Origin of the sequence: Actinomycetospora atypica (genome assembly GCF_042653685.1) — a bacterium.
Taxonomy (GTDB): Bacteria; Actinomycetota; Actinomycetes; order Mycobacteriales; family Pseudonocardiaceae; genus Actinomycetospora; species Actinomycetospora atypica.
The window spans coordinates 1-12,862 of sequence record NZ_JBHSIV010000031.1 but is presented as its reverse complement, the minus strand read 5'-3'; the positions used below and the strand labels follow the sequence as shown (position 1 = coordinate 12,862).

Below are 12,862 nucleotides of genomic sequence, written 5' to 3'. Positions count from 1 at the left end.
GCGTCCGTCGTCCGGCGTCCGTCGTCCTGGAACGAGAACGGCCCGCCCGCCACCTGCTCGAGGTGGCGGGCGGGCCGTCGTCGGGAAGGCGCTCTACGACCGCGGCGCGGTCGGCAGGACCTGGCGGCCCCACGTGGCGTTGGTGACCACCGCGAACGACGCGTACCAGGCGGCGATGGCGGTCAGGAGACCGACGAACCCGCCGACGGTGGCGATGCCGTCGACCCCGGTGAGGTCGCCGACCGCGAGGAGCAGGAACGTCAGGAACAGCAGGGCGAACACGGCGACGAGCGCGCCGGTGGTGCGCAGCGAGGCGATCAGCATGTAGCCGGTGAAGACCGCCCAGCCGATGAGGAAGATCCCGGTCGCGGTGCTGTGGTCGGCCTCGGGGATCGACGGCTCGATGAACTTGACGTACGCCGCGAACGCCAGCCAGAACGACCCGTAGGAGACGAAGGCCGTCGCGCCGAAGGTGTTGGCCTTCCGGAACTCCCACAACCCGGCGATGAGCTGGGCGAGTCCGCCGTAGAACAGGGCGAGCGGCAGCACGGTCGGCTCGAGCGCCTCGGGGGCGAGGCCGGCGTTGAACAGGCTCAGGACGAAGGTCGTCAGGGCGAAGGCGGCCAGCCCGAGGGGACCCGGGTCGGCGATGCTGCGGGTCGGGTCGGCGGCCCCGCCGGGTGCGGTGGGGTTCTGGGTGCGGCTCTCGCTCGTCGTCGACATCGACGTCCTCCCCGATCGGATGGGTGCTGGTGGCCTGCGGAGTGCCCAGAGCGGTGTTGCCTGAACCACACCAGGGGACACGCATTAGGAGGAGACCGTTGCGCTGAGTGCCAGTTTCCGGCCTCCTCGTCCGGGAAGGTCAGTTCCCGGAGCGCCGCCGCGCGATCCCCGCGACGAACGCGGCCTGCCCGGCGTGCTGGATGTCGTCGTCGACCACGCTGATGATCCGCACCCCGCGGGTGACGGGCGGGTCCCAGGCGTCGTCGATCACCTCGTCGAGGTCGTCGTCGGAGAGCGTGCGCAGGTAGGCGAGCGTGCGCTCGTGCACGTCGTCGTAGTAGCCGGTGAGCAGCGCCGGGTCGCTCACGTGCACCGCGGCGACCTGCTCGGCGGTGTGCCCGTAGCCGATGGAGGCGGGGTCGAGGTCGAAGCCGAAGCGGTCGGCCCAGCTGGTCCCGTCTTCCTGGGCTGCGGTGTAGGCCTGCCCGGCGCCGGCGAGGTCGGCGAGGTGGTCGTCCTGCACGCGCGTCAGGTGCCAGACGAGCCAGCCGACGGGGTTGGCGTGGTCGTCGAGGGGGAGGTTCAGGGCCGCCTCGTCGAGGCCGTCGACCGCCCGGTGGACGTCGCTGCGGACCCGGCCGAAGGCGTCGGCGAGGACATCGGTGCTCTTCACCTCCCCGGTGTACCCCCAGCACGCTGTGTCCCCTGCACGCCGAGCACCCCGCGTCCAGCGTCGTCCACGCATCGAGTGGAGGAGCGCGGCGCACCGCATGTCGCGGTAACGACGCACCGACCGCCCGCCGACCCCTGCCCGACCGGCGACGAGGGGAGAGGCCCATGGGCAGGCACGCGGATACGGGTACGACGAGGCGCAGGGCGGCGGGGGTGGTCGTCGGGCTCGTGATCGCGGCGGGTGTCGCGGGGGCGGGACCGGCGTTCGCGGCGGATGCGCCGCTCGGATGCCCGTCCGGCTACACGCTCGCGGGCGATACGTGTCGCAACGGCTCGGGCGGCACCACCTTCGGGCTCCCGATGCTGCCCGGCGACCAGGACCCGCAGACGGGCCGGGTGCTCGTCCCGGTCGAGGTGCCGACGGAGCCGGAGCCGGAGCCGACGACGACCACGACCACCCCGCCGACCACGACCACCACCACGCCGCCGACCACGACGACCACCCCGCCGACCACGACGACCACCCCGCCGACCACTACGACCACCACCCCGCCGACCACGACCACGACGAAGCCCCCGGTCACCAGTACGACCACCACGAAGCCGCCCGTCGTGCTCCCGTCCACGACGCCCCCGCCCGCTCCGCAGCCCTGCCTGCTCCCGGGCCGGGCCGCCGACCCGGCGGCCGTGGCGCGGGCCCAGGCCGCGATCGACCGGGCCCGGGCCGTGCTGGTGGCCGACGTCCGTCGGGGGGCCTCCGCCGCCACGCTGCGCGCCGACGCCGCGTCGCTCGTCAGCGCGGTCGGCGCCCACGCGCAGGCCGTGGCGGCGCAGCGCCCCTGCTGAGCCCGGTCGTGTTCGGCCCTGTCGCGGGCCCGATGTCCCGCGACAGGGCCGGCGACCACGGTCCCGGAGCCCCCGCTCACGCAGCGCACACGCCCTGCTCGCAGTCCGTGACGTGATCGTGACCGCCCGTCATCAGTCCGGGCGCTAACAGACCTCTCACCCTCCTCGATAGCCCGAATGGAGCAGTCAACTCGGCCAGTAGCTGACGACGACGTCGCGAGGAGCCAGAAGTGCAGGGGGAAGCGACGTGACTCGAGATCTGGTGCGCGCCGGCGTGCGGGAGCGGCGGGAGGCGGTGGCGCGGAGCCTGCGCTCGGTGCCCCCACCGGCCACCCCGCTCCCGGTGACGGCACCGCCGGCGACCCCCGCGGGCCCGTCACCCCGGGTGAGCGACGTCGCCGTGCCCTCGGCCCACACGGGCCGGATGTTCTCCGGCCCGGGGCCGGTGCGGCTCTCGGTCCTCATGCCGGTCCTCGACGAGGAGCGCACGATCGCGGAGTCGGTCCGCACCGTCCTCGCCCAGAGCTACCCGTGCGAGGTCGAGCTCGTCGTCGTCGACGACGGCAGCACCGACGCCACCCCGCTCGAGCTCGCCGCGGTGGTGCGCGAGCACGCCGCGAGGGAGCAGGCCCGGCGCGACGAGGGCCTCCCGCCCGGCCCCGGCCTGCGTGTGCTCACCCACGCCCGCAACGCCGGGAAGGGCGCGGCGCTCTCGACGGCGGCCGCGGTCGCCCACGGGACCCACCTGCTGCCCTTCGACGCCGACCTCGAGTACAGCGTCGACGACATCCCCCGCCTGCTCGAGCCGGTGCTGCGCGGCCGCTGCGACGTCGTCTACGGCACCCGGCTCTTCGGCGCGAACACCGTCTACCACAGCTACCACTACGCCCTGGGCAACAAGTTCACGACCTTCGCCGCCAACGTCCTGTTCAACGCCGCCCTCACCGACCTGCACACCTGCCTCAAGCTCGTCCCGACGGCCCTGTTCCGCCAGTTCCGGCCCCGCACCCGCGGGTTCGCGCTCGACACCGAGCTCACCGCCTGGCTCCTCGGGCACGGGGTGCGGCCCTTCGAGGTGCCGGTCAGCTACTACGGGCGCAGCCACTCGATGGGCAAGAAGATCACCTGGCGCGACGGCGTGGCCTGCCTGCACACGCTCGGCCGCGTCCGCTTCGCCCGGCGCCCCCCGCTGGTGGTCGGCCCGCCGGTCGTGCCCGCCCCCCGGGAGCCCGAGCCGGTCCTCGTCGACGGCGGCCTCCCGACGTGACCGCCCCCGCCCTCGCACCGCAGGTCGACCCGGCGGCCGTCCCGACGACCGCGGCGGTGACGGTGATCGTGTGCAGCCGCAACGGCGCCCGCGGCATCGTCGCGTGCCTCGACGCCCTCGCCGCCCAGGAGCACGCGCCGGCCGCGGTCGTCGTCGTCGACGACGGCTCCACCGACGCCACCGCCGCCCTCGCCGATGCCCACCCGCTGCGCCCGACCGTTCTGCGCCACCGCACCAACCACGGTCTCGGCGCCGCCCGCACCACCGGCATCGCCGCCGCCTCCACCCCGCTCGTCGCCTTCACCGACGACGACTGCCGCCCCGGCCCGCACTGGCTCGCCGGCCTCGTCGCGGCCCTGCCCGAGCAGGCCGTCGCGGTCGGGGGAGCCGTGCACGCCGCGTCCACCGACTCCGCCGCCCGCCGCTACGCCGCCGTCACCCGCCCGCTCGCCCCGGTCGAGGTCGACACCGCCTCCGGCTCGGCCCTGGACCGCCTCACCGGCTACGTCCGCGCCGCCCGCCGGGCCCCGGCCGACGGCGTGGGACGCGAGGTCGCCTCCCTGGTCGGCGCCAGCATGCTCGTCCGCCGCGACGCCCTCGACGCGGTCGGCGGCTTCGACCCGGCCATCCGCTTCGGCGGCGACGAGGAGGACCTCTGCCGCCGCCTGCGCACCGAGTTCGGCGCGGCCGCGGTCCGCTTCGAGCCCGCCGTGGTGCTCCACCACGAGTTCGATCCGCGCCCGACCGACGTCCTGCGCCGCGCCCGCGCCTACGGCCGCGGCAACCACCGCACCTGGCGCCGCGCCGGGGGAGTGCCGCCGCTGCGCCCGTTCCCCCTCCTGCTCGCGGCCCTCGCCCTCGCCGGCCTGCGCTTCCCGACGATGCCCGTGGTCGCCCTGGCGGCGCCGGTGCTGCTCTACCCCCGGTCCGGCCGCTCCCGCGCCGAGTCGGCGGCCTTCTCCTACCTGGCCGCCGCGGAGGACGCGGCGACCCTGGTGGGGTTCCTCCAGGCCTGGTGGCGGCACCGTTGAGCGCCGAAACCGTCCCCGCGGTGGCCGTCTCGGTCGTCGTCGTCTCCAAGGACGAGCCCGCCCTCGACGCGACCCTGGACGCACTGGCCACCGCCGGCCCGGACGTCGAGGTCGTCGTCGTGGACGCCTCCGCCGGGCGCCTCGACCCCGTCCGCGACCGCCATCCGCTTGTCCGCTGGTTCGCCTTCACCCCGCCCCCGGGCGTCGCGACGTCGATCGCGCACCAGCGCAACGTCGGCGTCGCGGTCTCGCGGGGCGACGTCGTCGTGTTCACCGACGCCGGGTGCGTGCCCGCCGACGGCTGGCTCGCGACCCTGCTCGCCCCGATCCTCGGCGGCGAGGACACCGTCGCCTGCGGGCCCGCCGTGTCCCCGGGCCACGACCTCTACGGCGGCGTCGCCCAGCGGGGGACCGGCCGCTACGTCGACGACGCCCCCACCATCAACCTCGCCTTCCGCCGCGCCGCGTTCGACGAGGTGGGCGGGTTCGACGAGCGCTTCGCCTACGGCTCCGACGTCGACTTCACCTGGCGTCTCGCCGCCGCCGGGCACCGCGCCCGCAACGTCGTCGACGCGGTCGTCACCCACGACTGGGGCGGCCCCCGCCGCCAGCTGCGCCGCGCCCACGCCTACGGCCGGGCCCGCGTCCGGCTCTACGCCAAGCACCGCGACCGGCTGCCCACGCTGCTGCGCCGCGACCCGGTCCCCGCGGTCTACGCGGCCTTCCTGCTCGGCCTGCCCCTCGCCCTGCGGTGGCCCGGCTACCTGCTCCTGCTCGCCGTGCCGCTGGTGCGCAACCGCCGCCACCGGCCCCTGCTCACGCTCGCCGACCACCTCGCCTACGGCGCCGGCGTGCTCCGCGAACTGCCTCGTGTCACGACAGCCCAGGAGGTGATCCGATGAGGATCCTCGCCCTGCCCCGCGACCCCGGACCCTTCCAGGACGAGCTCTACGTACCCATGGCCGACCGCCACGAGGTGCACTACCTCGACGGCCCGACCCCCTCGCGATCGCTCAACCTGCTGCTCGCCCCGTTCCTGCTGATCGCGGCCCGCCGCGCCGGGACCCGGGTGCTGCACGTGCACTGGGTGTTCGGGTTCGTGCCGGGCTGGTGTTCCGGACGACGCCTGGCGGTCGTCTTCCGCTGGTGGTTCGCCCTCTGCCTCGCGACCGCGCACCGGCTCGGGATGCGCATCGTCTGGACCGCGCACAACACGATGCCCCACGCCCCGGTCTTCGACGACGACGAGGCCGCGCGGCGCACGCTCGTCCGGTACTGCGACGCGATCGTCGCGCCGACCGACGCCGGCGCCGCCGAGGTCCGCGCCCGCTTCACCCCGGCCTGTCCCGTCACGACGATCCCGCTGCCCGCCCCCCGGGTCCCCGCGCCCGTCCGCACGCCCGCCCAGGTCCGTGCCTACTACGGCGTGCCGCGCGACTCGGTGCTCCTGGTGTTCGTGGGCAAGGTGGAGCCCTACAAGGGGGTCGACGACCTGCTCGCGGCGATGCGCCGGCTCACCGACGAGCCGGCCCTCCCGCGGGTCGACCTCGTCGTCGCCGGCGCCGCCGGTGTCAGCACTGCGGCCATGCTGACGCTGGACGTCACAAACGGACCACCTATGGACCGGGTGCACCTCGACCTGCGCCACCTGCCCGACCTCGAGCTCGCCGAGCTCCTCGCCGCCGCCGACGCCGTGGTCCTCCCGTTCCGCCACGTCACCACCAGCGCCTCGGTGCTGCACGCGATGGCCGCGGGCGCCGCGTGCCTCGTCCCCGACCTCCCCGCCTTCGCCGACCTCCCCGAGAACGCCGTCCTGCGCTACCCGCCCGGCCGCGAGCCGGTCGGCGCCCTCGCCGAGGCCCTGCGCACCGTCGTCCTGGCCGGCGCCCCGCTGCGCCAGTGCCTCGGCCGGCACGCCGCCCTCCACGCCCTCACCCGCGACCCGCAGGAGGCGGCCCGCCGCTACGCCGACCTGTACGACGAGCTCGCGGGTCGCCACGACACCGTCCTGCTCACCCCCTGGGCTCCCGCGCCCGACGGCCTCGCCCGCCACAGCGCCGACCTCGTCGCGGCCCTCCGCGCGCAGGGCACGTCCGTCGACGTCGTGACCCCGTCCCCGGGCCCCGAGGCCGCCGACGTCACCCGCCTCCGCCGCGTCACCGCCCGGCGCGTCGTCGCCGCGACCCGCCGCGCCCGCACCGTGCACGTGCAGGTCACGGTCCCTGCCTGGGGCCTCGCGACCTACGCCCTGGTCCGCGCCTGCCGGGCCCTGCGCGCCGACGGCGTCCGCGTGGTGGTCACCCTCCACGAGGTCACCCGCGAGCTCGCGATGCTCGGCCCCCTCGCCCGCCGGCTCTTCCGCGCCGTCGCGGACGCGACCGACATGATCGTCGTCCACACGCCGAGCGCCCGGCACGCGCTGCTGACCTGCGGCGTTCCCGACGAGGCCGTCACGACGATCCCGCACGGCGCCTTCGGTCACGCGACCACCGACGCCACCCCCGACCCCGCCCGGGTCCTCTGCTTCGGCTATCTCCACCCCGACAAGGGCTTCGAGCGCGCGATCGACGCGGTCGCCGACGTCCCCGACGCCCACCTCGTCCTCGCCGGGGCCGTCCGCCCCCGTCGCGGCCTGTTCCGCGCCTTCGGGCGCCGCGACCACCGCTACGCGGCGGCCCTGCGCCGGCGGGGCCCGGACGTCACCTTCTCCGGGTCCGTCTCCGACGCCGAGCTCGACGACCTCCTCGCCACCGCCGCGGTCGTCGTGCTGCCCTACCGTTCGGCCACGCAGAGCGGCGTGCTCAACCGGGCCGTCGCCGCGGGCGCCGCGATCGTCGCGACCGACCTCCCGGGTCTGCGCGCCGACCTCCCGTCGTCCGCGGTCCTCGTCCCCGCCGAGGACCCCGACTGCACCCCGGCCCTCACCACCGCCCTGCGCGAGCTGCTCGCCGACCCCGCCCGCCTCGCCGAGTTGCGCCGCGACGTGGTGGCGCAGGGCCGTCAGCACGGACCCGACCGCGTCGCCGAGGCCCTCGCCGCGGTCTACGGCGGTCTCCTGGTCCCGGCTCTCGTGGCTGCGGACGATGTTGTGGCCGCGGACGTGGCTGCGGACGTGGCTGCCCCCGCCGAGCCCGCCGCCGAGGCCGAGCCGGCCGACGTCCCCGAGCCCGTCGAACCGGCCGCCGAGGCCGAGCCGACCGCCGAGCCCGAGCCCGCCGCCGAGGCCGAGCCCGCCGCCGAGGCCGAGCCCGCCGCCGAGCCCGAGGCGACCACCCCGGCCGAGCCGGCTCACCCGGCCGTCCCCTCGGGCTCGAGCATCCGCGACGTGTTCACCCGCGGGGTCCGCGGCGGAGCGACCGGGCTCGCCATCCCCGCCCCGCGGTACCCCACCCCCCGCCACGCCGTGCCCGCCCCCCGCTCCGTCCCGGACCCCACCCGGTCGGACCTCCCGGAGAGAGCCCCCCAGTGACCCGGCCCCGCGGCGTCGTCCGCCTCGCCCTGCGCTCCGCCGCCTGCACTGCCCTGCTGCGGGCCCGCGGCGTCCCGACCACCGGCCTCGTCCGCTGCGAGGGCTCCTTCCCCCTGGTCCACACCGACGGCACCGTCCGGCTCGGCGCGCAGGTCTCGCTGCGCTCCCGCACCGGGCGGGTCGAGCTCGGCGCCACCGGCGGCGGCACGCTCACCGTCGGCGACCGCGTCTTCGTCAACCAGGGAGCGAGCATCGTCGCGACAGACTCGATCACGATCGGCGACGACGTCCACGTCGGCGACCTCGTCGGCATCCACGACACCGACCACCACGCCGTCGACCACCTCTCCGCCGTCCGGACCGCCCCCGTTGTCGTCGAGCACGACGTCTGGATCGGGCGGGGCGCGACCCTGCTGCCCGGCGCCCTCGTCGGAGCCCACGCCGTGATCGGGGCCGGCGCCGTGGTCACCGGCGTCATCCCGCCCGGGGTCCTCGCCGTCGGCGTCCCCGCCCGCCCGGTCCGCGAGCTCGCCGTCCTCGAGGGGTGGCGTCGCGCATGACCACCGTCGCCCCCGGCCGGCTGACCCGTCTCCGGGACCTCGGCCGCGAGAGCTTCGTCCGGAACTCCGCCCTGCTCATGGCCAACTACGTGATCTCCGGGATGCTCGGGTTCGCGTTCTGGGCCGTCGCGGCCCGCATGCTGCCCGCCACCACCGTCGGCACCGTGTCCGCGCTCGTCGCCGGGCTCGGGTTCGCGTCGGCGGCGGCCGGGGTCGGGATGCCCAACACCGTCGTCCGCTTCCTGCACACCGAGCCCGATCAGCGCGCCTTCGTGCTCGCCGCCGTCGGCACCGTCGCGGCCGTCGCGAGCCTCGCCGCCGCCGTGATCGTCCTCGTCCCCGGCGGCTTCGGGCTGCCGCTCGGGAGCACCTCGACCACGCTCGTCGTCGCGCTGGTCGTCGCGATGGCGATCGGCCCGGTCGTCGACGCCGTGATCGTCGGCTTCCGGGTGACCGGCAGCATCGTCGTGAAGAACGCGGTGGCCGGGGCGCTCCGCATCGCCGCGCTCCCGCTGCTCGCGAGCGCGGGGGAGGACGGCCTCCTCGCGGCCCTCCTCGTCTCGACCGCGCTCGCCGCCGCCATCTCCTTCACCGTCGGCGTGCGCCGCGCGCGCCGCGGTCCCGACGACGAGCCCGCCCGGCACGCGTTCGCCTCGCTCACCGGCAAGCTGTCGTTCTCCTCCGGCAACTACGTCTCGATGCTCGTCTCGATCGCCCCGCTGGCGTTCACCCCGATCATCGCGCTCACCCTCCTCGGCCCCGCCGCGAGCGCCTACGTCACGTGCGCGCTGCTGCTGGTCACGGCCCTGAACGCCATCCCGACGACGATCTCCCAGTCGCTCTTCGCCGAGCTGTCGGCCGCGTCGGGGGACCGGCGGGCCTTCGTGCGCCGTGCCCTGCGGGGGACCTACGCGCTCGTCGCGCCCGCCGTCCTCGTGGTCGTCGTGATCGCCCCCTGGGTGCTCGCGATCTTCGGCCCCGACTACACCGCGGCCGCCTGGTGCCTGCGCCTCATGGCGCTCGGGAGCCTGCTCGGCGCCTTCAACTACGTCGCCGACGTCGTCATCAACGCCTCCGGCCGGATCGTCGCCTTCACCGTGGTCAACACCGTCGGCTCCGGCCTCGTCCTCGCCGCGACCACCCTCGGGGCCGTCTTCACGCCCCCCGGCTCCACCCTGACCGGCCTCGGCCTCGGCTGGCTCGTCGGCCAGGGCTGCTACTCGCTGCTCGCCGCGGCCGCCCTCGCCATGACGCCGTCGTCGCCCGCCCCCTCCAGCCCCGTCGATTCCCCCGTCGCTCCGCTCGCCGCTGTCGACCCTCCCGTCGCTCCGCTCGCCGCTGCCGAACCCCCCGTCGCTCCGCTCGCCCCTGAGAGGCCCGCGTGACCCCCACCGTCTCCGTCGTCATGGCGACCTTCCGCGGCGCGCGCTGGCTGCCCGCGCAGCTGGAGAGCCTCGCCGCCCAGACCCGCCTGCCCGACGAGCTCGTCGTCTCCGACGACGGCTCCGACGACGGCACCCCCGAGCTCCTCGCCGCGTTCGCCCGCCGGGCCCCGTTCGCCGTCCGGGTCCTCGACGGGCCGCGCACCGGCCTCGCCGACAACTTCCGGCACGCCCTGCGCGCCTCGTCGGGACGGGTCATCGCCTGGAGCGACCAGGACGACGTCTGGCTGCCCGCCAAGCTCGAGCGCTGCGTCGACGCCCTCGCCGAGACCGGCGCCGACCTCGTCCACCACGCCGCCCGCGTGGTCGACGCCGACGCCGCACCCCTCGGGTTCAACCACCCCGACCCCCGTCAGACCGTCTGCCTCGACCCCCTCCACGGCGACCCCTGGCACGTCCCGTCGGGGTTCGCGACGGTGTTCCGCCGTGAGCTCCTCGAGGACCTGCCCCACAATCCTCTCGACGAGCTGATGTGGCAGATCCGCCCGAACTCGCACCAGACGCTGCGCGCCATGAACCACGACCACCTCGTCTCCCTGATCGCCTTCGCCCGCGGGCGTCGGTGCGAGCTGGCCGAGGAGCTCGCGCTCTACCGCCAGCACGGCGCGAACGTGGCCGGGGCGCCGACGGTGCGCGGGGCCGCGGCGTGGTGGGGCGCGCTGTCGGTGGGCGCCGACCAGTTCGCCGTCCGCGCGACGACCGCCCGGGAGTACGGGACGTGGCTCGAGTCGGTGGGCGCCGGCGGCGGCTGGTACTTCGAGCGCCTCGCCCGTCGGTGGGAGCGCCGCGCCGACGCCTACCGGGAGGTCGACGGTGCCGCCCTGTCGGCCCGCGTCACCCGGGGGCTCGGGGTGCTCGCGCGTCGCGCCACCGGGTCCCACGACTACGCCTCGACCCGCTCGGGCGGCATGGGCGCAGCCGCGCTGGCCAAGGACGCACTCGTCACCGTGATCGGAGCTCCGCGATGAGCACCCTCGAGGTCGCCCCGCCCGCGACCACCGCCCGCCACTCCGCACCCGCCCGCCGCGTCCCGCCCTGGCTCGAGGCGGTCGGGCTGCTGCTCGCGCCCGGCCTCGTCGCGCTCCTGCTGCGCACCCCGCCCATGTCGGTGGGGCTGCAGACCCGCTGGACGATGGTCGACCCGAACTTCTACACCGCCTACGCCCGCCACGGCGCCGACCTGCTCGACCGCTTCGGCGCCGACGACTACTTCTGGGTCCGCCTCGGCCAGATCCTCCCCGCGCGCCTGGCGTCGGCGGCGTTCGGCGACGTCGGTGGCTTCGTCGTGCTGCGCTACGTCTTCGCCCTGGTCGCGATCGTGCCCGCCTACCTCTGGCTGCGGCACCGGTCGCGCGCGGTCGGTGCGCTGGCGGTCGTCGTCGTCCTCACCTCGCCGGTCGTGCTCATGGCGTGGGGCTCGGACTACCCCGACGGCGCCGCGCTGGCCTACCTCCTCGCAGGCCTCCCGCTGCTGGTCCTCCCAGCGACGGGCACGCGCCGCGTCGTCGTCCGCGCCCTCGCCGGGCTGGCGCTGGGCCTCGCGGTCCACGCTCACCCCGCGGCGTTCCCGCTGGTCGCCGCGGCCCTGCTGGCAGTTCTGGCCAGCGGGTTCTCCCGCCACGCCGGGGTCCGACGAGCCCGTGGCCGGCGGGTGGCGGTGGACCTCGCCCTGGTCGTCGGCGGGATCGTCGTCGCGACCCTGCTCATGGTGCTCGGGGCCCTGGTCCTCTATGGCCGCGCCGACCTGCTCGGCCCGACGATCGACCAGCTCACCCGCCTGCAGCGCCCCGACCAGGTGCGGCTGTGGCACTCGTCGACCTGGGCCTGGGCGCAACGCGCGACCTACCTGCTGGTGCCGGCCGTCGTCGTGCTCGCGTGGGTGGGCGTCTGTGTCCGACGGCGCCGGACGCTGGGGGAGCGACCCCCGCGCGACGAGGCCGTCGTCGTGCTCGCGACGGCGCTCGGCTCGCTGGCCTTCCTCGCGATCCAGGCCGGGACCGGCTTTACGCTGGAGTACTACTTCTACTCGTCGCTGCTCTGGGCCGGCGCCTGCCTGAAGACGGTGCTCGTGCTCGCACGCCTCTCGTCCTCGCGGTGGACCGCCGGGCTGGTGCTCGGACTCGCGGTGCTGCAGTCGGTCACCGGCCCGCTGCGGTTCGGCGTCGTGCCGTCCGGGCTGGTCGTGGCGGCGCTGGTCGTCGCGGTGGCTGTGGTCGGTGGTGCGCTCGCCGGCGCGTGGTGGCGGATCGGGGCGACCGTGGTGGTCGCCCTGGGCCTGCTCCTGCTCACCACCGGTCAGCCCCGCAGCTCCTACGCGCCGGGTCAGGTGCGCTACCCGCTGCCCGACTACGGCGCCGTCACCGGCCAGCCCGACCTCTCCCGCCTCTCGTCCTACGCGACCATGACCTCGGTGGCCGACGCGGTCCCGCCCGCCGACGTCCCGGCTCTGACCTGGGTCGAGCCTCCAGCCGCCGGGTCGCTGCCCGACGAGGTCCCGAGCCGCGCCGCCGCCCAGTACCTCGGCCCCGCGCACGGGCTCTCCTCGACGATGCCGACGCTCTCGGCCTCCGACCGCCGCAAGCTCGACGCCGCCCGCGGCGCCCAGGTGGTGCTGCTCGGAGCCCGGGGCGAGTTCGGCCCGGCCCTCCAGGCGCTGGCGCCGTGGTCGCCGGTGCTCGAGCGGGAGACCGTCGTGAACGGGACGCTGCACGTCACGGTGCTCCGCCTGCGCTGACCCCTCGGCTGCTCCTCGCTCTTTCCGAGGCGTCATGCGACGGCCTGCCAGGGGCGGTTGTGTCGGAGGGTCTGGGTGGGGTCGAGCCAGGTGGGTGGTCGGAACCAGGGCAGTCCGT

11 protein-coding genes are annotated in these 12,862 nt (G+C 75.8%); 9 read left to right on the top strand and 2 right to left on the bottom strand.

Annotated features, from left to right (window positions below):
- Positions 1–93 precede the first annotated feature (93 nt).
- Entirely contained in the window at positions 94–723 is a 630-nt protein-coding gene (locus ACFPBZ_RS23085) for an acetate uptake transporter (protein WP_378038457.1), read from the bottom strand.
- A gap of 139 nt (positions 724–862) precedes the next feature.
- Positions 863–1,396 carry a mycothiol transferase gene (locus ACFPBZ_RS23080; protein ID WP_378038456.1) on the bottom strand — a complete coding sequence of 178 codons (534 nt, stop codon included), beginning with the start codon at positions 1,394–1,396 and terminating at the stop codon, positions 863–865.
- Positions 1,397–1,560: 164 nt separating this feature from the next.
- Here ACFPBZ_RS23080 and ACFPBZ_RS23075 point away from each other — a divergent pair, with 164 nt between their 5' ends.
- The 9 genes from ACFPBZ_RS23075 to ACFPBZ_RS23035 all read left to right on the top strand — a co-directional run bounded on the left by ACFPBZ_RS23075 (position 1,561) and on the right by ACFPBZ_RS23035 (position 12,744).
- Positions 1,561–2,241 carry a hypothetical protein gene (locus tag ACFPBZ_RS23075; protein ID WP_378038455.1) on the top strand — a complete coding sequence of 227 codons (681 nt, stop codon included), beginning with the start codon at positions 1,561–1,563 and terminating at the stop codon, positions 2,239–2,241.
- 247 nt (positions 2,242–2,488) lie between these two features.
- On the top strand, positions 2,489–3,508 hold the full coding sequence (locus tag ACFPBZ_RS23070) for a glycosyltransferase family 2 protein (protein WP_378038454.1): 1,020 nt from the start codon (positions 2,489–2,491) through the stop codon (positions 3,506–3,508).
- A complete protein-coding gene (locus ACFPBZ_RS23065) occupies positions 3,505–4,539 on the top strand; it encodes a glycosyltransferase family 2 protein (RefSeq protein ID WP_378038453.1) in 1,035 nt (344 codons plus the stop codon). Before ACFPBZ_RS23070 ends, ACFPBZ_RS23065 begins: the two co-directional genes overlap by 4 nt.
- Positions 4,536–5,441 (top strand): glycosyltransferase family 2 protein, encoded by a 906-nt coding sequence (locus tag ACFPBZ_RS23060; RefSeq protein ID WP_378038452.1) that lies wholly within the window; start codon positions 4,536–4,538, stop codon positions 5,439–5,441. The genes ACFPBZ_RS23065 and ACFPBZ_RS23060 overlap by 4 nt, the downstream gene beginning before the upstream one ends.
- Positions 5,438–8,008: a glycosyltransferase family 4 protein gene (locus tag ACFPBZ_RS23055; protein WP_378038451.1), complete on the top strand. Its 2,571-nt coding sequence runs from the start codon at positions 5,438–5,440 to the stop codon at positions 8,006–8,008. The genes ACFPBZ_RS23060 and ACFPBZ_RS23055 overlap by 4 nt, the downstream gene beginning before the upstream one ends.
- Positions 8,005–8,568 (top strand): acyltransferase, encoded by a 564-nt coding sequence (locus ACFPBZ_RS23050; protein WP_378038450.1) that lies wholly within the window; start codon positions 8,005–8,007, stop codon positions 8,566–8,568. The genes ACFPBZ_RS23055 and ACFPBZ_RS23050 overlap by 4 nt, the downstream gene beginning before the upstream one ends.
- Positions 8,565–9,953 carry a lipopolysaccharide biosynthesis protein gene (locus ACFPBZ_RS23045; protein WP_378038449.1) on the top strand — a complete coding sequence of 463 codons (1,389 nt, stop codon included), beginning with the start codon at positions 8,565–8,567 and terminating at the stop codon, positions 9,951–9,953. The genes ACFPBZ_RS23050 and ACFPBZ_RS23045 overlap by 4 nt, the downstream gene beginning before the upstream one ends.
- Positions 9,950–10,978, top strand: coding sequence for a glycosyltransferase (locus tag ACFPBZ_RS23040; RefSeq protein ID WP_378038448.1), 1,029 nt, complete (start codon positions 9,950–9,952; stop codon positions 10,976–10,978). The genes ACFPBZ_RS23045 and ACFPBZ_RS23040 overlap by 4 nt, the downstream gene beginning before the upstream one ends.
- A complete protein-coding gene (locus tag ACFPBZ_RS23035) occupies positions 10,975–12,744 on the top strand; it encodes a hypothetical protein (protein WP_378038447.1) in 1,770 nt (589 codons plus the stop codon). The genes ACFPBZ_RS23040 and ACFPBZ_RS23035 overlap by 4 nt, the downstream gene beginning before the upstream one ends.
- The last annotated feature ends 118 nt before the right edge of the window (positions 12,745–12,862 follow it).

Bases quoted from the DNA above. Each gene is read 5' to 3' on its own strand.
- ACFPBZ_RS23085 (WP_378038457.1), bottom strand. From the start codon at position 723: ATGTCGACGACGAGCGAGAGCCGCACCCAGAACCCCACCGCACCCGGC.
- ACFPBZ_RS23075 (WP_378038455.1), top strand. From the start codon at position 1,561: ATGGGCAGGCACGCGGATACGGGTACGACGAGGCGCAGGGCGGCGGGG.
- ACFPBZ_RS23055 (WP_378038451.1), top strand. From the start codon at position 5,438: ATGAGGATCCTCGCCCTGCCCCGCGACCCCGGACCCTTCCAGGACGAG.
- ACFPBZ_RS23045 (WP_378038449.1), top strand. From the start codon at position 8,565: ATGACCACCGTCGCCCCCGGCCGGCTGACCCGTCTCCGGGACCTCGGC.
- ACFPBZ_RS23035 (WP_378038447.1), top strand. From the start codon at position 10,975: ATGAGCACCCTCGAGGTCGCCCCGCCCGCGACCACCGCCCGCCACTCC.